13 protein-coding genes and 1 pseudogene are annotated in these 18,934 nt (G+C 71.8%); 5 read left to right on the top strand and 9 right to left on the bottom strand.

Annotated features, from left to right (window positions below; genetic code table 11):
* The first annotated feature begins 37 nt into the window (after positions 1–37).
* The gene (locus GQF42_RS38390; protein WP_158927678.1) at positions 38–2,212 is read left to right on the top strand and encodes an FUSC family protein; all 2,175 of its coding nucleotides are present in this window, start codon (positions 38–40) and stop codon (positions 2,210–2,212) included.
* A 158-nt stretch (positions 2,213–2,370) separates the two neighbouring features.
* On the opposite strand, the gene GQF42_RS47845 is transcribed toward GQF42_RS38390, so the two are convergent.
* From GQF42_RS47845 to GQF42_RS38375, 3 genes are all read right to left on the bottom strand, one after another.
* Entirely contained in the window at positions 2,371–2,559 is a 189-nt protein-coding gene (locus tag GQF42_RS47845; protein ID WP_158927676.1) for a hypothetical protein, read from the bottom strand.
* 323 nt (positions 2,560–2,882) lie between these two features.
* Positions 2,883–6,467, bottom strand: a complete 3,585-nt coding sequence (gene putP, locus GQF42_RS38380; protein ID WP_158927674.1) for a sodium/proline symporter PutP — start codon at positions 6,465–6,467, stop codon at positions 2,883–2,885.
* A gap of 161 nt (positions 6,468–6,628) precedes the next feature.
* Complete coding sequence (locus tag GQF42_RS38375) at positions 6,629–7,228, bottom strand: PP2C family protein-serine/threonine phosphatase (RefSeq protein ID WP_233273627.1); 600 nt, start codon at positions 7,226–7,228, stop codon at positions 6,629–6,631.
* A gap of 307 nt (positions 7,229–7,535) precedes the next feature.
* Here GQF42_RS38375 and GQF42_RS38370 point away from each other — a divergent pair, with 307 nt between their 5' ends.
* The 3 genes from GQF42_RS38370 (at position 7,536) to GQF42_RS38360 (ending at position 12,462) form a co-directional block, all read left to right on the top strand.
* A complete protein-coding gene (locus GQF42_RS38370; protein ID WP_158927672.1) occupies positions 7,536–7,949 on the top strand; it encodes an FKBP-type peptidyl-prolyl cis-trans isomerase in 414 nt (137 codons plus the stop codon).
* 318 nt (positions 7,950–8,267) lie between these two features.
* Positions 8,268–11,066 (top strand): SpoIIE family protein phosphatase, encoded by a 2,799-nt coding sequence (locus tag GQF42_RS38365; RefSeq protein ID WP_407699518.1) that lies wholly within the window; start codon positions 8,268–8,270, stop codon positions 11,064–11,066.
* A gap of 247 nt (positions 11,067–11,313) precedes the next feature.
* Positions 11,314–12,462, top strand: coding sequence for an ABC transporter substrate-binding protein (locus GQF42_RS38360; protein ID WP_375993497.1), 1,149 nt, complete (start codon positions 11,314–11,316; stop codon positions 12,460–12,462).
* 40 nt (positions 12,463–12,502) lie between these two features.
* Here the strand turns inward: GQF42_RS38360 and GQF42_RS38355 are convergent, their stop codons facing one another.
* Positions 12,503–14,578 carry a SpoIIE family protein phosphatase gene (locus tag GQF42_RS38355; RefSeq protein ID WP_158927670.1) on the bottom strand — a complete coding sequence of 692 codons (2,076 nt, stop codon included), beginning with the start codon at positions 14,576–14,578 and terminating at the stop codon, positions 12,503–12,505.
* A 265-nt stretch (positions 14,579–14,843) separates the two neighbouring features.
* Positions 14,844–14,963: pseudogene (locus tag GQF42_RS47840) on the bottom strand (LysR family transcriptional regulator); the annotation flags it as partial.
* Positions 14,964–15,004: 41 nt separating this feature from the next.
* Between GQF42_RS47840 and GQF42_RS38345 the strand changes: the two are divergent.
* On the top strand, positions 15,005–15,403 hold the full coding sequence (locus GQF42_RS38345) for a TOBE domain-containing protein (protein WP_158927668.1): 399 nt from the start codon (positions 15,005–15,007) through the stop codon (positions 15,401–15,403).
* Here GQF42_RS38345 and GQF42_RS38340 read toward each other — a convergent pair.
* From GQF42_RS38340 to GQF42_RS38325, 4 genes are all read right to left on the bottom strand, one after another.
* On the bottom strand, positions 15,357–15,623 hold the full coding sequence (locus GQF42_RS38340) for a hypothetical protein (RefSeq protein ID WP_199273180.1): 267 nt from the start codon (positions 15,621–15,623) through the stop codon (positions 15,357–15,359). The two genes, GQF42_RS38345 and GQF42_RS38340, sit on opposite strands and share 47 nt — an antisense overlap.
* A complete protein-coding gene (locus GQF42_RS38335; protein WP_158927666.1) occupies positions 15,620–15,922 on the bottom strand; it encodes a thioredoxin family protein in 303 nt (100 codons plus the stop codon). The genes GQF42_RS38340 and GQF42_RS38335 overlap by 4 nt, the downstream gene beginning before the upstream one ends.
* 32 nt (positions 15,923–15,954) lie before the next feature.
* Positions 15,955–17,142 (bottom strand): sensor histidine kinase, encoded by a 1,188-nt coding sequence (locus GQF42_RS38330; protein ID WP_158927664.1) that lies wholly within the window; start codon positions 17,140–17,142, stop codon positions 15,955–15,957.
* Between the two features lie 66 nt (positions 17,143–17,208).
* Positions 17,209–18,933: a sodium/solute symporter gene (locus GQF42_RS38325; RefSeq protein ID WP_407699517.1), complete on the bottom strand. Its 1,725-nt coding sequence runs from the start codon at positions 18,931–18,933 to the stop codon at positions 17,209–17,211.
* Position 18,934 lies beyond the last annotated feature (1 nt).

Raw genomic sequence — 18,934 nt, 5'->3', positions numbered from 1 at the left:
CGCGACCTGGCAGGGCACTCCGGCTAGGCTCACATCCGTGACGTGGCGGCGGGCCTTCAGGGAGGTCGTGCGATCCGGGCTCACGATCGAGGAGACGCGGCTGGAGCCCCTGCTCGCGCTCCGCACGGCCGCTGGGGTGGCGATCGTCGTCGGGCCGACGCTGTGGCTGGTCTCCCCTGCGTATGCCGCGTCCGCCGCCCTCGGCGCCTACTCCGCGGGTGGGGCCACCTTCCAGCGCACCTGGCGTCCACGCAAGGTGATCGCGCTCGGCGCGGGCGCGGGTCTGGCGCTCAGCACCTTCGTGGGTTACCTGGCGGCGGGGCGACTCGTGACGTTCCTGCCGCTGCTGGCCGTATGGGCCTTTGCCGCGGGAATGGCGTGGGCCGTCGGATCGACCGCTGGGATCGTCGCAGCGACGACGGTCGGCAGCATGCTGGTGACCATCACCCTGCCCACGAGCGTCGGGCACGCCCTGGAGCACGCCGGGGTCATCGCGCTCGGGGGCGTGACGCAGGCCGTGCTGATCCTGCTGTTCCCGATCCGGCGTTGGGGAGCGCATCGTGACGCGCTCGCCGAGGCCCTGGCCGCCGTGGCGGACTACGCCCGCCGGTTGCGGCACGACCCGACCGCCCCGTTCGACCCGGAGCCGTTGATGACGGCCCGGGACGCGGCTGCCGTGACGCCGTCACAGGCCCGCACCCGTCCCCCCGTCCTGCACGGCCCGCGGGGACTCGCCGAGCGCATTCGGCCGGTCGTCGCCGCGCTCGCCGACCCGGACGTGGGCGCCCCGGCGGAGGGACCCGGGCGGGACCGCGCGCGGGAGTTGCTGGACGCGGCCGCCGACGTTCTGGATGCGGCCGCCCGTTCGATCCGCCGCGGCACTCCCGCCGAGGTGCGGCCCGGGAGCATGGACGTCCTGTGCGTCGACGAGGAGCACGAGGTGCTGGAGGGCTCCGCGCGGCAAGCCGCCGAGCGGCTCGTGGAACTGCTCGGCGAGGCGTTGGAGATCGCCGGGAGCGGCTGTGCCCGCGGGCGGACACCCACGCCGCCCGGCCTCGCCGGCGCCCAGTTCCTGGTGCGCCCGACCATGCACCGGCTGGTCCCGGTCGTCGTCCGGGCGGTCCGCCGTGAGTTCCGCCGGGACTCGCCCGTGTTCCGGCACGCCGTCCGCCTGGCGGCGGTGGCCACGCTCGGCTATCTGATCGCCGCCCGGCTCCCCCTGGGCCACGGCTACTGGGCGCCCCTCGCCTCGGTGATGGTGATGCGGCCGGACTTCCACCGGACGTACGCGCGTGCGGTGGCCCGGTTCGCCGGAACCCTGGCCGGGGTCGCGCTCGCCACCGGGATGGTGCGGGCCCTGAGCCCGGACGCCCACGTGTCCGGCGCGCTGGCGGTGGTCGCGGCGGGCCTGTCGTACACGGTGAACCGCACCGGCTACGCCTACTCCCAGTGCTTCACCGCCGCGTACGTCGTCTTCCTGCTCGGCATGGGCGGACAGGCATGGGAGCAGACAGTCCCGGAGCGGGTGGTGCTCACCCTGCTCGGCGGGGCCCTGGCCATGCTGGCGTACGTGGTGTTCCCCGCCTGGGAGACACCCCGGCTGCCGGGCCGGCTTGCGGACTGGCTCGCCGCCAACGGCCGCTACGCGGCCGCGGTGCTCCGCAACTACGCCGAACCGACCCGGGAGCATCACGCCGACATGCGCAGGGCACTGCTGGCGAGCAGGGAGGCACGTGCCGCCTGGCAGGAGGCATACGACCGGGCAAGGCGGGAACCGGTCCGCCCCAGGGGGCTGACGTCGCGCGAGGCGCGGGAGGCCCAGGAGGCGCTCAAGGGGTTCGGCCGCGCGGCGATGCTCATGGAGAGCCACGTCCCGCGGGCCGACAGCCGTGTCGTCCCCGAGGCGGAGCGGTTCGCCGAGGCCCTGGAGACGGACACGGCGAAGGCGGCAGTCGCCGTGCGCGAGCACAGGAATCCGGACTGGGGACGCGTGGAGGAGGCGCTCCACGCGTGGGAGAACGCCGCCGGCAATGGGAGCCCGGTCGTGCGGCGCGAGGCGGAACTGCAAAAACGGGCCTTGGAAGACCTCGCGACAGCCGTGAGCCGCACACCCCTGGAACGGGACGTCGGCTCTGCTCGCGAGGAGCAGCGGGTGCGGGCGACCCTGGCTGCGGAAGGTAACGGATCAGGGCCCGCGCACCGAGGTGGGTGACGGCGCCGGCGACGGAGAGCGCCGCGCCTCCTGGAACGGGAAATCGTCTCCCGGCCGCGTCGAGCGCCGCCACACGCGTTACGAGCACCAGCGCCCTTCCGTGGGGTTGTCCGGAACCGCAAGGAAGCCGGCCGCTGATCGAAAGACCTGGGCAGCGGTCATCTCTGCGGACTGCCCATTTCAGCGCTGAAGAGCACCGGGTCGCCCTCAAAGCCCCTGATCATCTCGTGTATGCCCCACACCCCGGAGGATCCTCGGGTGAACTCGGCAACCGTCGCGGCCGTGGCATCGGCGACCTGTGAGAAGTCGTCCGCCAGCAGCTGCTGGTACCCCTGGACAATGACCACACCAGCATTGGAGATGTCCCCGCACCTGCGGGGTGCCGTCCTGGTGGATGGCCACGCCGACCACCACACGCCCGTACACGGGCGCCAGGCGGTCGAACTCCAGGACCATCACCTCGACGAACCCGAAGCCCATGCCGGTGGCGGTTCCGCGGCACGGGCGGTGGCCGGCGCGACCGGCCAGCCATGTCAGCCGGAAGTCTGGCGGACCGGTATGACAGGATCGCCCCCGTCCACCACTTTGACGGCAGGCAGTCGCCCCGCTGCCCCGCCTGCCGGAGCCATCAGATCCACGTTGTTCGGCGACGGCGGATCCGCCCGCCGGGCTAGCCGATCGCGTCGGCCGCAATGACCTGCTCCGTCCAGATGATCTTGCCGGTCTTCGTGTACCGAGTGCCCCACCGGTGGGCCATCTGGGCAACGATCAGCAGGCCTCGTCCCCCCTCGTCGGTGGTCCGCGCGTGACGTAGCCGTGGCGCGGTGCTGCTGGCGTCGGAGACCTCGCAGATCAGGCCGCGATCCCGGATCAAGCGCAGGCAGACCGGCCCAGCCGCATGGCGGATCGCGTTGGTCACCAGTTCACTGACGATGAGTTCCGTGGTGAACGTGAGATCGGGGATGCCCCACTCCGTCAGCTTCTGAGCCGCGAGGTCGCGGGCGTGCGCGACGGCAGCCGGATCGCTGGGCAGGTCCCAGGAGGCGACGCGGTCCGGGGCCAGGACACGGGTCCGGGCGAGGAGCAGGGCCGCGTCGTCGGCAGGCGGACCCGTCAGTAGGCTGTCGATCACTCGTCGGCCGGTCTCCGCCAGGGTGGGCAGGGGGGCTGCGAGGGCATTGCCCAGCCGGGAGAGCCCGATGTCGATGTCCCGGTCGACGGACTCGATGAGGCCGTCGGTGTAGAGGGCGATGAGGCTGCCGTCTTCCAGCTCGGTCTCGATGGCCTCGAAGGGGAGGTAGCCGAGGCCGAGTGGTGGTCCGGCGGGCAGGTCCAGAATGTCGGCGGCGCGGTCTGGAGCGACGATCACCGGGGGAAGGTGACCTGCTCGGGCCATTGTGCACAGCCTGCTGACCGGGTCGTAGACGGCGTACAGGCAGGTGGCGCCCAGGAATGCGGTGCCCGTCGCCTCGTCCTCGGCCGCCAACGCAGCATCGATGTCGTGCGCCCCCATGAGGCCGATGACCAGGTCGTCCAGACGGGCCAGCAGTTCGTCCGGGGACAGGTCGAGGTTGGCGAGCGTGCGTACCGCGACGCGCAGGCGCCCCATGGTCGCCGCGGCGTTGATACCGTGCCCGGCCACGTCTCCGACGACCAGGGCGACACGTGCTCCGGAGAGCGGGATCACGTCGAACCAGTCGCCGCCCACACCACTGGGGGCGTCCGCCGGCAGGTACCACGAGGCCACCGCGAGAGCGGACCCTCCCGTCAGGTCCTGCGGCAGCAGGTAGCGCTGCATGGAGCGGGCCGCGGTGCGCTCGCGGGTGAAGCGGCGTGCGTTGTCGATGCACACCGCAGCGCGGGAGACGAGTTCCTCGGCGAGGCGGACGTCGTCGTCCTCGAAGGGGCCCAGCCTCCGGGACCGGGCGAACGTCGCCACCCCCAGGGTGACGCCGCGCGCCCGAACGGGGACCACCATCACCGAGCGGAAGTCGTAGTCCAGGAACGAGGCGCCCAGCGTCTCGTCCACGGTCACCCACGGACTGTTGGTCCGGTCCAGAACCCGTTCGACCAGGGTCTTGCTCTCGAGCAGACAGCGGGTCACGGGCGTCGCGGGCGCACGTCGGACTGTTTCCCCCACGGCCAGTGACGCCTCGGGGCAGCCCTCCCGGACCGACTGCTGGGCCGCGCGGCGGATGACGGGCGCCATGCCGACCGGCCCGGGTGTCGGCTCCTCGCCTCTCATGACCGAGTCCAGCAGGTCGACGGCGACGAAGTCGGCGACGGCCGGCACCGCGTCGTCAGCCAGTTCCTGCGCGGTCCGGGTGACGTCCAGGGTGCTGCCGATGCGCGCGGCGGCGTCGTTCAGCAGGGCCAGGCGTTCCTGGGCCCGCCATCGTTCGGTGACGTCGATGATCATGTACCAGATGCCGACGTTCCGGTCGTGGCGGTCCTTCATCGCGAAGAAGGAGGCGGAGATCGCGCGGCTTCGGTCGTGCACCGTGAAGCCGGCGCCGCGGTACTCGTAGTCCATCACCGGCGCGCCGGTCCGGAGAACTTCGTGCATCTTCTCCTCGAAGGCGTCGGCCTCGGCTTGCGGCAGGATCTCCCCCATCCGCCGCCCCAGCCGTCGTTTGAGGGGGATCTGGCGGTCCAGTGGCTCGTTCACCCAGACGTACCGCAGATCCGTGTCGAGGACGGCGATGCCGACCGGTGCGTGGCTGAGGAACGGGGTGAGCATCAGCTGGCTCACTCCGCCGCCCGGCATCCGCCAGAAGGCACGTTTCGGAGGCCGGCCGACGAACCTGCCGAAGATCAGTGCCGCGAGAGTGGCGACCAGGACGCCCGGAATCATCTCGTAGATGCCCGACCAGAAGGGGCCGTGCAGCGGCTTGATCACACGCCACAGGAGCACCGTGACTGCGCCGGACACGATCCCGGCCATGGCCCCCGCCCAGGTCATGCGGGGCCAGTACAGCGAAAGCAGGACCACCGGGCCGAAAGCGGCCCCGAAGCCCGCCCAGGCGTAGCCCACGATCCCCAGCAGCCCGCCGCCTCGCAGCGCGATCAGGGAGGCCACGAGGGTCACGGCGACGACGGCGGAGCGCCCCACCCACACCAGTGCCTCGTCCGAGGCGCGCCGCTTGAGGAACGCGTGGTAGAAGTCCTCCGTGAGGGCGACGGACGACACGAGGAGCTGGCTGTCCGCGGTCGAGATGATCGCGGCGAGTACCGCGATCAGCATCACACCGGCGCCCCACGGACTGAACAGGGTCCGGCTCAGAGCGATGTATACCGTCTGCGGGTCATGGAGCGGTGTGCCGAACCGCGCGATGCCCAGCAGGCCGACCACTGTGGCACCGGCCAGCACCACGACCACCCACCCGGTCTCGATACGGCGGGCCGCCGGCACGGCACTGGTGCTGCGGATGCCCATGAAGCGGGCCAGGATGTGCGGCTGCCCGAAATAGCCGAGGCCCCAGGAGAGCAATGAGATGATCGCGACGGCGCCGAGCGATCCGCCGCCTGCCGACCACCGTCCGTTCACGAAGTCGACTTTGGCACCCATGTCCAGCAGGCTGGGCGTCTTGGTGTTGAGGGAGTCACGAAGCGCACCGAAGCCGCCGAGCGTCGCGATACCGACGACGGGGAGGACGAGCAGGGCGAGGAACATCAGCGTGGCCTGCATGACGTGCGTCAGGCTCACGGCCAGGAAGCCGCCCAGGCACGAGTAGACGACGATCACCAGGGCGGTCAGGGCTACCCCGAGCCGGAAACCGGCGCCGAAGATGTGCCCGAAAAGCAGCCCGCCGGCCACCAGTCCACTGGCGACGTACACCGTGAAGAACACAAGGGTGACCGCCGCCGAGACCATCCGGAGCATCCGTGTGCGGTCCTCGAACCGCTCCTCCAGGTAGGCCGACAGGCTCACCGCGTTCCCTGCCCGCTCGGTGTAGGTGCGCAGCCTCGGCGCGACGAACAACCAGTTGAGATACGTACCGAGCACCAGCCCGACCGCGATCCAGCCGGCGCCGACACCGGCCGCGTACACCGCTCCGGGGAAGGCGAGGAACAGCCAGCCGGACATGTCGCTGGCCCCTGCGGACAGGGCGGCGACGAAAGCGGGGAGCCTGCGGCCGCCCAGGGCGAAGTCGGCGAAGGTGTGCGTACGGCGGTAGGCCTGTACACCTGTTCCGATCATGACGGCCACGTACACGAGGAACGTTGCCACGATCGGCGCACTCAAGTCGGACATACTGCCTCGCTTGCGAGGTTCATGAGCACGGGCTGACAACCGCACGACTGACAGTCGTGATCCCTTCTGCACAAATGTACCGAGACCGGTCGCCGTCGGCGGCCGGTGCCGGCACGGGCACTCCGTCAGTCCGGGGTCGAAGAAGACCGCCATCGTGGCAATCAGGCACGGAAGTCCTCTCCCTTCGGGATCGGCAGCCCGATCAGGAGCAGTGTCACGTCGTCGTCAGGCGTGGCCATGTCCGGCAGGAGGGTCTTGATCAGTAGGTCTGCGGTCTGGTCGAGGCTCTCCCGATATGCGGGTTGGGTCGCCTGCTGGAACGGCGCCCCTGCGCCATACGGATCGTTGACGCCCAGCGGTACCCCGACCGGCGTCTGGAGCATTCGGGCAGGCCCGTCGGGGGGCAGGGCGCTGACCGGGAGGTGTCCCGCCAAGCAGAGGATGACCTCGTGGGTGCTCTGGTCTACCACCAGGTGGACGCAGGTGACGAGCTGATCCGCCAGGTCGGCCACAAACGCGTCCAGCCTGGTCATCAGCCGGCTCGGCGGTACGTCTGTGCGGGCCAGTGCGTGGGAGGCCGCGCGCATCCGGCCCATGACGGCCGCCGCCTCCAGGCCGCGACCCATCAAGTCACCCACGACGTTGCCGGTGCGGTGCCCGTCCAGCGGAATGATGTCGTACCAGTCGCCGCCCACTCCAGGGTCCTGGACGGGCGCCAGGTACCGGTGGGCGACGGGCAGGTGGCAGGGAGGACGGCTCACCCACACCGTCTTCGACGACTTCGTACCGACGGAACGCGCCGCAGGTCGGAGTCACCCCGTCGGATACGTGGGCGATGCACGAGCGCATGGTGCGGCGTAAGGCCTCACGAGCGCTGCACAGCCACGCGATGTGACCTGTGCGTGCCGGTCGCGTACCTCGGCTGTACGAAAGATCATCACGTGTGGCCGCTGGATCGGTGTGCTCCGAGGACCGGCACTCTCGGTAGCGTGACCATCTGCTGCATGGAGTGTCCATGTGTCCGGCTGGTCCGTGCGACGGCATCCGACGGAGAGTGATGAGGCTGCAATGAGTGAACTGACGAAGCCCGAGGTCGACGTTCCGGAGGGTGACGCTCCTTCCGAGCTGACCATCCGGGACCTGATCGTCGGGGACGGGGCCGAGGTAAAGCCGGGCATGGTGGTCAGGGTCCACTATGTCGGGGTGACCTTCGAGTCCGGGAAGGAGTTCGATGCCTCCTGGGACCGGGGCCAGCCGTTCAAGTTCGCCCTGGGCAGCGGCAAGGTCATCAAGGGCTGGGACAGGGGGGTGAGGGGGATGAGGGTCGGCGGTCGGCGCGAGATCATCGTTCCCCCACGTCTCGGCTACGGCAGTCAGTCGCCCTCGCCGTTGATCCCGGCAGGCTCGACCCTGGTCTTCGTGGTGGACCTGCTGGACTCGTATTCCAGCACGACCGGGTGGAGCAGCGCCCAGCAGCCCTGACCCCTCCTCCGCTACGACGTGCTGCGTCGTCCCCCGGGGTTGGCGCCGCCGTGCTCCTCGTTGCCGCTACCGCTTCCGCAGGCAGGTTCTTGGCGTCCTGGTGGTACAGCAGTTGCGCCCAGGCCGACGAGCAGAGACAGCGACACGAAGAAACTCCCGATCCGTCTGCTCCCTGCCTGCTTTTGCAGGTCAAGGGCGATCTTGCGCTCATCGCCGTCCTCGAGTGGACCCCCGTGCGTCGCGGACGCTTGGCGGTCGGCCACCTAGTAACGATAGAAAGGTGATGTGAGCGGAGTTTCAGGTCAATCCGGGCAGGATGTGCCTGATGCGTCCGTACGGACTCGTCGGCGCGGTCGGCGCCGTCGGGCGGGCGAGGCGTGGCGGTCGGATTCGCTGCTGAGCCTGCACAGCCTCGCGGGCCAGGTCTTCCTGCTCCAGCTGGCGGTTGTGCTGCTGCTCGTCGCCGCCACCCTGGTGGCGCTCGTCGTACAGGCTCAGCGCGACGTGATGGCAGACGCCCGCCACCGGACGCTCACCGTGGCGCAGACGTTCGCGAATTCCCCGGGGGTCGTGGCGGCGCTCAAGAGCGCGAACCCGACCGCGGCGGTACAGCCGCACGTCGAAGCGGTCCGGAAGGCCACAGGAGTCGACGCCGTCATCGTGTACGGACTGAACGGGGTCACACTCGCCCACAGCGACCCGCGTCAGGTCGGCAGACGCGTCATCGGGCCCTATGCGGCGGCGGCGACCGGCCAGCCGTTCACGAGTACGTTCAAGGGCTCGCTGGGGCTCTCCGTGGTCTCGGCGGTGCCCGTCAGGAGCCCTGACGGTTCGGTCATCGGCGTCGTCTCCGTGCCCGTCACGGTCGAGAGGGTGCAGCACCGGGTGGACCGGCAGCTGCCCGTCCTCCTCGCCGGCGCCGCCGCCGCTCTGGTCCTCGCCGCAGGCGGGTCGGCCCTCGTGAGCCGGCGGCTGCGGCGGCAGACCCATGGCCTGGGGGCCACCGAGATGACCCGGATGTACGAGCACCACGACGCGGTGTTGCACGCGGTGCGGGAGGGCGTGCTGATCATCGACGGCGACGGCCGCCTGCTGCTGGCCAACGACGAGGCGCGACGGCTTCTGGCCCTGCCGGCGGACGCGGAGCGGCGGCAGATCACCGATCTGGGGCTGGAGGAGGACCTCGCCGGGCTGCTGGCCGCCGACCGCCCCGCCACCGACGAGGTGTACCTGGCGGCCGACCGGCTGCTGGCGGTCAGCAAGCGGCTCACCGCGCCTCACGGGCCGGCCGGCAGCGTGGTCACGCTCCGGGACACCACCGAGCTGCTGGCCGTCTCCGGGCTGGCGGAGAGGGCGCGCCAACGGCTGCAGTCGCTCTACGACGCCGGACTGCGGATCGGCACCACGCTCGATGTGAAGCGCACGGCCGAGGAACTGGCCGAGGTGGCGGTGACCCGGTTCGCCGACATCGCCACCGTCGATCTGCTGGACCCGGTCCTGCGCGGCGAGGAGATCTCCGGTGCGCCCGCGGAGATCACCGAGCTGCGCCGCAGCGCCGTCGCCGGTCTCGACGCGGGCCATCCCCTCCACTCCGTCCGCGAGCTGATCCGGCTCGTCCCGGCCCACCCCGTTTTCCTGGCGATGGCCGAGGGCCGCTCGATCCTGGTCGGGGACCTGAGCGCCTGCGACGCCTGGCGGTCGCAGCAGCCCGCAGACGCCCGGTGGATCCTCGATCACGGCATCCACTCCATGCTCGTGGTGCCCCTCCGCGCCCGCGGCGTGGTGCTGGGCGTGGTGACGTACTGGCGCGCGAGGGGCTCCCCGTCGTTCGAGGAGGAGGACGTGTCCTTCGCCGAGGAGCTGGCCGCGCGGGCGGCGGTCTGCATCGACAACGCCCGCCGCTACACCCGCGAACACACCATGGCCGTCGCCCTGCAGCACAGTCTGCTGCCCCGCGCGCTGCCCGAGCAGTCCGCCCTCGACGTCGCCTACCGCTATCTGCCGGCCCAGGCCGGGGTGGGCGGGGACTGGTTCGATGTCATCCCGCTGTCCGGTACCCGGGTGGCGCTGGTCGTGGGCGATGTCGTGGGCCACGGTCTGCACGCCGCGGCGACGATGGGCCGGCTGCGCACCGCCGTGCACAACTTCGCCGTCCTGGACATGCCCGTGGAGGAGCTGCTGGGCCGGCTGGACGAGCTGGTGGCGCAGATCGACTCCGAGGAGATCACCCCGGCGGAGTACGAGCAGGGGCTGGTCACCGGAGCGACCTGCCAGTACGCCGTCTACGACCCCACCTCCGGGCGACTGGACATCGCCACGGCCGGACACCCGGGACCTGCGCTGGTCCGGCCCGACGGGACCGTCGACTTCCCTCGGCTGTCCGTCTCCCCGCCCCTGGGGCTCGCGGCCGGCCTGCCGGTCGAGGCCGCCCAGCTCACCGTGCCCGAGGGTTCCCGGCTGGTGCTCTACACCGACGGGCTGATCGAGGACCGCACCCGTGACCTGGACGCCGGTCTGGAGGCCCTGCGTGACGCTCTGACAGGGCCCGACCGCACACCGGAGGCCACCTGCGCGGCGGTGATGGAGGCCATGCTGTCCGACCGGCCCTGGGACGACATCGCGCTGCTGGTGGCCCGCACGCGCCGACTCGGACCGGATCAGGTCGCCGAGTGGGAGGTGCCCCGTGACCCGGCGGCGGTGGGCCCCGTGCGCACCGCCTGCGCCCGCCGACTGACGGAATGGGGGCTGGAGCAGGTCGTTTTCACCGCCGAACTCATCCTCAGCGAGCTGATCACCAACGCGGTCCGCTACGGAGCCGAGCCCATCACCGTGCGGCTGCTGCGCACACAGCCGGCCGGCAGCCCCGATGCGGGTGCCCTGATCTTCGAGGTCGCCGACGGCAGCAGCACGTCGCCGCGGCTGCGCCGGGCGAAGGTCACCGACGAAGGGGGCCGCGGACTCTTCCTGGTCGCCCGCTTCGCCGAACGCTGGGGGACCCGTTACACGACCACGGGCAAGGTCATCTGGGCCGAACAGTCGCTGCACCACGCCGCCGCGCCGGAGGCGGAAGGACTCGGCGAGCTGCTGCTCGACCAGTGGGACGACACCGCGATGTGAAGTGTGCGGGTACGTCCCGTCCGGAGCAGCCTCACGCCGGGGGAAAGAGGGAAAGACGGTGGTCCCGGGCTGGCCGGTCGGCATTGCGCCGCCGAGGCGGCCTACCCTGGCCTCGATGTCCACTTCGTCGGCGCCGTGGAGCCGGACAAGCCGGGAGGCGCAGCGGGAGGCCCGCCGCTGCGGACCCGGTGGCGCCGCCGGCAGCGGGACGAGGTGACCACCTCACCCCCCACCTCCGGGAGCAGCCGTGACCACACCGTGTGCCCGAGCAGCGGCGGTCTTCGGCTGCTGCTTCACTCTCGTGGCACTGGGCCTGAGCGCTTGCGAGAGCACACCGGCCACCGGCCCCGCGAAGCCGTCGGTGGCCACGTCCGCCGCGAACATGGGCGGCATGCGCGCGCTGATCAGCGCAGCAAAACGGGAGGGCACGCTCAGAGCGATCGCGCTGCCGCGTGACTGGGCCGACTACGGCGGCCTGATCAGCGGCTTCGAGAAGAAGTACGGGATCAAGGTCACGGTCGAGAAGCCGCTGGGCCACAGCGAGGACGAGATCGACGCCTTGAGGAAGAGGGGGAACCGGCCGACAGCGCCCGACGTGATCGACGTGGGCGATACGTTCGCACGCAATGCGGCGGCACTGAATCTTCTCGCGCCGTACAAGGTGGCCGCCTACGATTCGATCCCCGACAGTCAGAAGGACCCGCAGGCCCGCTGGGCCAACAACTACGGGGGCTACATCTCCATCGGCTGCGACGCCAAGCGGGTCACACCCTGTCCGGAGACCTTCGCCGATCTGCTCAAGCCCGGCTACCGGGGCAAGGTCGCGCTCGAAGGCGACCCGACCCGGTCGGCCACCGCCTTCGCCAGTGTCTACGCGACCGCGCTGGCGAACAACGGGTCGTTCGACAACATCCAGCCCGGTCTCGACTTCTTCGCCGAACTCAACAACCGCGGCAACTTCAACCCTGTCAGTTCCAACTCGGCGACGATCACGAGCGGCCGGACCCCGATCAGCATCAACTGGGACTACATCAACCTCGGCTACGCCGACCAGCTCCGCGACAAGGGCGTGAACTGGCAGGTCGCCATCCCCTTCGACGGCAGCTTCGCCCAGTACTTCGCGCTGGCGGTCAGCAAGAACGCCCCTCATCCGGCGGCTGCCCGCCTGTGGCAGGAGTATCTCTTCAGCCCGGAGGGCCAGAACCTCCGGCTGCGCGCCTATGCCCGCCCGGTGCTCATGGACGCCATGAGGCAGGACGGCACCCTCGACGAGGCCGCCGCCGCACGACTGCCGACGGTCGAGGGAACGCCGCAGTTCCCGACGGACGCGCAACTGGACAAGGCGAGGCAGACGGTCACCCGGGGCTGGGCGAAGGCCGTCTCCGGCCGCAGGTGAGGGACGGCAGCTGACGTCGCCCCTCCCCCGGTGTGACTGCTCAGGACCGGGCTCGGGCGATGAGCAGCGCCACGTCGTCCTCGCCCTCACCGCCGGGCGGGCGCAGGATCTCCAGGATGCGGTCGCAGGTGCTTTCCAGATCGTGGCCGCGTGTCACGGTGAGGACGTCGAGGAGCGCGCCGAGGCGAGCGTCGATGGGTTCGCTTCGGGTTTCGACCAAACCATCGGTGTAGAGGACCAGTTCGTCGCCGGGGCGGAAGGTGATCGTGGCGGCCTCGAAGGGCACCCCGCCGACGCCCAGCGGTGCGCCGGTGGGCAGATCCAGGAGCTGTGCCGCGTGGCCGGCCCGCAGCAGGGCCGGGGGCAGGTGACCGGCGAGGCAGATCTCGCACTGGTCCTGGTGAGGGTCGTAGACGCAGTAGATGCAGGTGGTGATGGTCTGCTCGATGCCTTCGGTCAGGTGATCCAGGTGACGAAGGGCCTCGGCGGGGGCGAGGGACAGCTCGGCGAAGGCACGGGCGGCACTGCGCAGTTGCCCCATGGTGGCGGCGGCGTTGATACCGCTGCCCATGACATCTCCGACGACCAGGGCGGTTCTGTCGCCCTGGAGAGGTACGGCGTCGTACCAGTCGCCGCCGATCTCGCTCGCGGCGCCGGCGGGTTGGTATCGGCAGGCAACCTCCAGGCCGGGCAGATGCGACGGGCGCTCCGGAAGCAGGCTGCGCTGGAGGACGAGGGCCGCATTGCGCTGGGCCTGGTACCCGCGGGCGTTGTCGATGCACACCGCGGCCCGGGCGGCCAACTCGCAGGCCAGGAAGGCGTCGTCGTGGTCGAACGGCACGGGGTTCCGGGTGCGCGCGAGGTCCAGGGCGCCCAGGACTTCGCCCCGGGCCACGAGCGGTACGGCCAGGTAGGAATGAACGCCGGCCGCCGCGAGGGCGGAGGCCGCCTCGCCGTGCCGGGCGATGCGCTCGAGATCCTGACGGGTGGTGTGGGGCACCAGTACCGGTTGGCGGGTGTGCACGCACTGGGTGATCAGGCGGTCACTGTCGTAGTGGGCGAGTCCTCCCGGCGGGTCGGCCGCGCGGACCGTCTCCGTGGAGTGGGCCGCGCTGATCGCGAGGGCACGGAAGAGCGCGGGTCCCTCGTGCGGCGCGCTCCGGCCGTCGAGGACGCTGTCGAGTACGTCCACGGCCGCCACATCGGCCAGGACCGGTACGACGACATCGGCAAGCTCGCGCGCCGTCGTCTCCAGATCGAGGGTGGTGCCCACGGAGGCGGAGGCTCTGGCGATCAGTGCCAGCCGTTGCCGGGCCTGTGCCGCCTCGGCAGCGGCACGATAACGCTCGGTGACGTCGATGACGGAGTAGGCCAGGCCCAGCACCCGTCCACCGGAGTCCTCCAGCCGGTAGTACGAGACGGACCAGGCATGCTCGTGATCCGGGTCGCCGGGGGGACGGCAGACGATGTCACGGTCCACGACCGACTCGCCCGTCTCCAGGACGCGGCGCAGACGTGCCTCGGGGTCCGTGTCCAGGTAAGTGAGCATCTCGCCGACCGACCGGCCCAGACGCTCGGCGGCGGACTGACCGGTGATGCGTTCGAGAGCGGGATTCACGGCCACGTACCGCAGGTCCGGGTCCAGAATGGCCAGCCCGACCGGGGACTGGGACACCAGACGCATGGCCAGGGCGGCGTCTCTCTCGACCCGCTCCACGGCGGACTGGTCCGCGACAAGTCCCAGGGCGTAGACGTCGCCGAGGTCGTCCAGCAGCCGCATGTTGCGGAACGCCACCAGGCGGGTGCTGCCGTCCTTGTGCCGGATCGGGAACGCCCCTGCCCAGTCGGTACCGGATTCCAGGACCTCGGCGAACAGCTCGGTCACCGCGTCCCGGTGCTCCTCGTGGACCGTCAGCCGGGCCGCGTGCTGCCCCAGCGCCTCCGCCGCGGTGTAACCGAACAGTTCTTCGGCTTTCGGGCTCCAGAAGACCACCCGGCCCTGCGCGTTCAGCACCACTGCGGCAACGCTGAGCAGATCGAGCAGGCCGCTCGGCGGCGCGGTGGGAGACGCCACCGGCCGGCCGTGGCCTGCTTGGGAGGGGTCCGTCGTGCCCATGCCTCATCTTCCTCCCGCTCGGTGCCTCGGCTCCTGCCGTACCGGCGGGTGTTCTGCCTTCATCCATGGTCGGCCCGGAACCCGGAAGTACACACCTGGACCGACTGCCCGCGCTTCGTCGCCGATGGCGGGTCGCCGCCGAACAGCCCGCCGGTCTCCGCCTGGGGCGGTGGAGCTTCACGTCGCAGGGCGCGAGGCGGCGCGGGACGGCGAGGCCGATGCGTCCGGCGGCGCCCGTGCCGACGTGCATGCCGTCGAGGTCGTGCTCGAGTCTTCGTATCGCGGCCGACGGGGACGGTTGCGACACGTAACAGACGGCTGCTGCGCGGGCGAAGTGGCGTTCCCTGGCGAGCGCGACGCGGTACTCCAGCCGGCGCGGCAGCATGCACGGCCTGCGCGAGGAGAACGGACGGCTAGGGTTCGAGGGTGCCGACGTACAGCATTGGCCAGGCCGCGCGCCTGTTGAGGGTGAGTCCGGAAACCGTGCGCCGGTGGGCGGACGCGGGCCGGCCGCCGATGGGCCGGGACGGCTCGGGCAACCGGATGATCGACGGCGTGGGGCTGGCACGGTTCGTGCGGGAGCGCGCGGCCGAGGACGAGCGGGCCGGGGCGGCTGGTGGGCCCACCTCCGTGCGCAACGCGCTCACCGGCATCGTCACCGGCCTGAGGGCGGACGACGTCGTGGCCCGGGTGGAGATCCAGGCCGGTCCGCACCAGGTCGTGTCCCTGGTGACCCGCGAGGCCGCGGATGAGCTGGGTCTCGCGGTCGGGGTCACGGTCATTGCGCGGGTGAAGTCGACGAGCGTGCACGTCGAGCGGTCGTAGCAGCCTGTGCTCCGCTCGGGTCCGTGCGGCACAGCAGGGCCGCCCACAGGTCGAGCCGGTCCCGCAGGCGCGACAGGTCACGGCTGGTGTGCCCGCCGAGGTTGGCGGCGAGGCCGTGCGCGCCGAAGGCGGTGGTGAACCCGGCCGCGTACAGCGGCCACATCTGCGGGGCGGGGGTCACCGACGCGGCCGTGGCTCCCCCGCGCACGTCCGCGGTCACGGTTCGCGTGCTGTGGTCGGGCGCGGTGCGGCGACGGCCTCCCGCAGCCGCTCCACCGACGGCGGGGGGCCCACGCTGCACGACAGGCTCGCCTCCTGCCCCGGGCGAGCGAACGGATCGGCGCCGTCGACCAGCACCGTCGGCGAGCCGTGCATGCCCAGCCGCTCGGCCTGCGCCGGGTCGGTCACCTCGCGCCAGGTCACGGTGACCTCGTCACGCCCCTGGAGGGCGAGAGCCAGTCGCTCGCGCAGCGCCGCGGTGTGCGGACGTTCCGGGACGACCAGGATGGTCACTTCCATGGCGGCAGCGCAGTTCCCCGTGGGCAGGACGCTCACGGTGGCGGCGAGGCCTGGATGCCGGGGCGGAACTTGGGGACATGGAGCGTGATCTTCGTGCCCGCTCCGACGCCCGTCTCGATGACGAGGCCGTACGCGTCGCCGTAGACCCGGCGCAGCCGGCGGTCCACGTTGCGCAGTCCGATGCCGGTGGCCGCTCCGGCCGTGCCGCGCAGGATCGCGCGCAGGCGTGCCGGTTCCATGCCGACGCCGTTGTCCTCGATGACGACGCGGGCCTCGGTGCCCTCGTCCTCGGCGGTGATCGTGACGACACTGCGCTCCACGGACTCCTCGAGGCCGTGTTTGAGGGCGTTCTCGACGAGGGGTTGCAGACAGAGGAACGGCAGCGTGACGGGCAGTACCTCCGGGGCGATGCGCAGGGTGACCTCCAGACGGCGGCCGAAGCGGGCGCGGGCCAGCTCCAGGTACTGCTCGATGGAGCGCAACTCCTCGGCGAGGGTGGTGAAGTCGCCGCCGCGGCGGAAGGAGTAGCGGGTGAAGTCGGCGAACTCCTGCAGGAGTTCGCGGGCCCGCTCGGGGTCGGTCCGCACGAAGGAGGCGATGCCGGCGAGCGAGTTGTAGATGAAGTGCGGGGAGATCTGTGCGCGCAGGGCGCGGTCCTCGGCCTGGTGGGCGCTGACGCGGGCCCGGTCGAGGTCGGCGAGGTCGAGGTCCAGCGAGAGCCTGCGGGCCGCCGCCACGGCCCGGGTGTGGGCGGCGGACTCCTTGGCGGCGAAGACGGCGAGGGCGCCGGCGGGCCGCCCGTCGGTCGTGAGCGGGGCCAGGGCGCCCCAGCGGACGGGGCAGTCCTCGTCGTCGCAGGACAGCGGAAAGGTCCGGGTCCGGGGCGGGTCGGTGAGCTGGGCCGTGAGGTGCTCGCGGTGGTGCTCGGCGGCGCCGTCCCAGGCGAGGACGGCGGCGGTGTCGGTGAGAGCGAGGGCGGGCGCGCCGAGCAGCGGGCGCAGCCGCCGCGCCGCCCTGCGGGCCGTGTCCGGGGTGAGCCCGGCGCGCAGGGGTGCCGCGGCGAGCGCGACGGTGTGCAGGGTGTGGACCAGGGCCCGGGCCCCGTCGGCGTCGACCGCGTGCTCCTGCTGCCGGCGCGCCGCGCCGTGCCCCAGGGCGGCACCGAGCACGAACAGCGCGAGCCCGGCCAGGACGAGGGCGGCGGTACCGAGGACGGTCATGGGCGGGCCCGGGTGCGGTGGTGACCGGTGCGGGCGAGGTCGGTGGTGGACACGGTGGCTCCTCGGTCAGGGGGTGGCCGGGCCCGGGCGGGTGGCTTCGGGCAGGTGGAGGCGGGCCATCGTGGTGGCGGTGCCGGGCGGGACGCGGTCACGGGTGGCGAGGGAGGTCAGGATCATCGCCGCGAAGCCGACCGGGACGGACCACACGGCGGGCCAGGCCAGCAGGGTGTGCAGCCAGCCGGAGTCGGCGCCGCCGGCGATGGTGGCCGTCACCGCGGCCAGCGCCGAACCGCCACCGAGGAGCAGCCCGGCGATCGCGCCCGGCGGGGTCAGGCCGCGCCACCATATGCCGAGGACGAGCAGCGGGCAGAAGGAGGAGGCCGAGACGGCGAAGGCCAGTCCGACCGCGTCGGCCACGGGCAGGTCGCCGACCAGCGCCGACGCGGCTGTGGGCACGGCGATCGCGGGCAGCGTGGCGAGCCGGAAGTGGCGCACGCCCAGGGTGGGCAGGACGTCCTGGGCGAGCACGCCCGCGACGGACATGGTGAGTCCGCAGGCGGTGGACAGGAACGCCGCGCAGGCGCCACCCGCGACGAGCGCGCCGAGCAGGTTCCCGGCGACCCCGCCGAGCAGCCGCTGGGGCAGGACGAGGACCGCCGCGTCGGTGTCGCCGGTGAGCAGCAGGTCGGGCGCGTACAGCCGGCCGAGCATGCCGTACAGCGGCGTCAGCAGGTAGAACGCGCCGAGCAGGCCCAGCACGCTGACGGTGGTGCGGCGGGCGGCGCGGCCGTCGCGGTTGGTGTAGAAGCGGACGACGACGTGCGGCAGGCCCATGGTGCCGAGGAAGGTGGCGAGGATCAGCCCGTACGTGGCGTACAGGCCGTGCTGTTCGCGGGAGGCGGACAGGGGCGTGCCCCAGCTGGAGGAGGCGCGGTCGGGGGTCCGGTCGGGCAGGGGGACGACGGCGCCGGCCGGGAAGCGCACGGTCGTGCCCGCGCCGAGCCGGTGTCGGCCCTCGTCCAGCCGCACCGTGGCACCGTGCACCCGGCGGCCGTCGACGCTTCCGGACACCGTCACCCGGACCGGCTCGCTCACGGTGAGGGCGAGCGGGGTGTCGATACGCACCTCGGTGGAGCGGTGGAAGGCGGGCCGCTCGTCCCAGACGGGCGCCGGGGCGCTATCGGCGCGCCAGGCCAGCAGCAGGAACAGCACCGGCACCAGCAGGGCGGTGAGTTTCAGCCAGTACTGGAAGGCCTGGACGAAGGTGATGCTGCGCATGCCGCCGGCGGCCACGGCCGCGGTCACCACGGCGGAGACGGCCAGGCCGCCGAGCCAGCCCGGGGCGCCGGTGAGCAGCCGCAGGGTGAGGCCGGCGCCGCGCAGCTGGGGCAGCAGATAGAGCCAGCCGATGCCGACGACCAGCACGCCCGCGACCCTGCGCACCGCCCGGGACTCGAGCCGGGCCTCGGCGAAGTCGGGCAGTGTGTAGGCGCCGGAGCGGCGCAGCGGGGCGGCCACGAAGGCCAGCAGCACCAGGAAGCCGGCGGTGTAACCGATGGGGAACCACAGCATGTCGACGCCCTGGGCGAGGACGAGTCCGGCGACGCCGAGGAAGGAGGCGGCGGACAGGTACTCGCCGCTGACCGCGGTGGCGTTGAGCCGGGGAGCGACGGTGCGCGAGGCGACGTAGAAGTCGGAGGTGGTGCGCGAGATGCGCAGACCGAGCGCGCCGACGAGGACCGTGGCGAGGACCACGGCCGTCACGCCCGCCATGCCGTACGTCTGGTTCACC

The organism is Streptomyces broussonetiae, assembly GCF_009796285.1.
Classification (GTDB): Bacteria; Actinomycetota; Actinomycetes; order Streptomycetales; family Streptomycetaceae; genus Streptomyces; species Streptomyces broussonetiae.
The sequence above is the reverse complement of the archived record's forward strand: the minus strand, read 5'-3'. Positions and strand labels throughout refer to the sequence as shown.

What these genes read in the sequence shown, in the direction of transcription:
- putP (WP_158927674.1), bottom strand. Translation starts at nt 6,467, where the DNA reads ATGTCCGACTTGAGTGCGCCGATCGTGGCAACGTTCCTCGTGTACGTG.
- GQF42_RS38335 (WP_158927666.1), bottom strand. Translation starts at nt 15,922, where the DNA reads ATGGAAGTGACCATCCTGGTCGTCCCGGAACGTCCGCACACCGCGGCG.
- GQF42_RS38330 (WP_158927664.1), bottom strand. Translation starts at nt 17,142, where the DNA reads ATGACCGTCCTCGGTACCGCCGCCCTCGTCCTGGCCGGGCTCGCGCTG.
- GQF42_RS38370 (WP_158927672.1), top strand. Translation starts at nt 7,536, where the DNA reads ATGAGTGAACTGACGAAGCCCGAGGTCGACGTTCCGGAGGGTGACGCT.
- GQF42_RS38355 (WP_158927670.1), bottom strand. Translation starts at nt 14,578, where the DNA reads ATGGGCACGACGGACCCCTCCCAAGCAGGCCACGGCCGGCCGGTGGCG.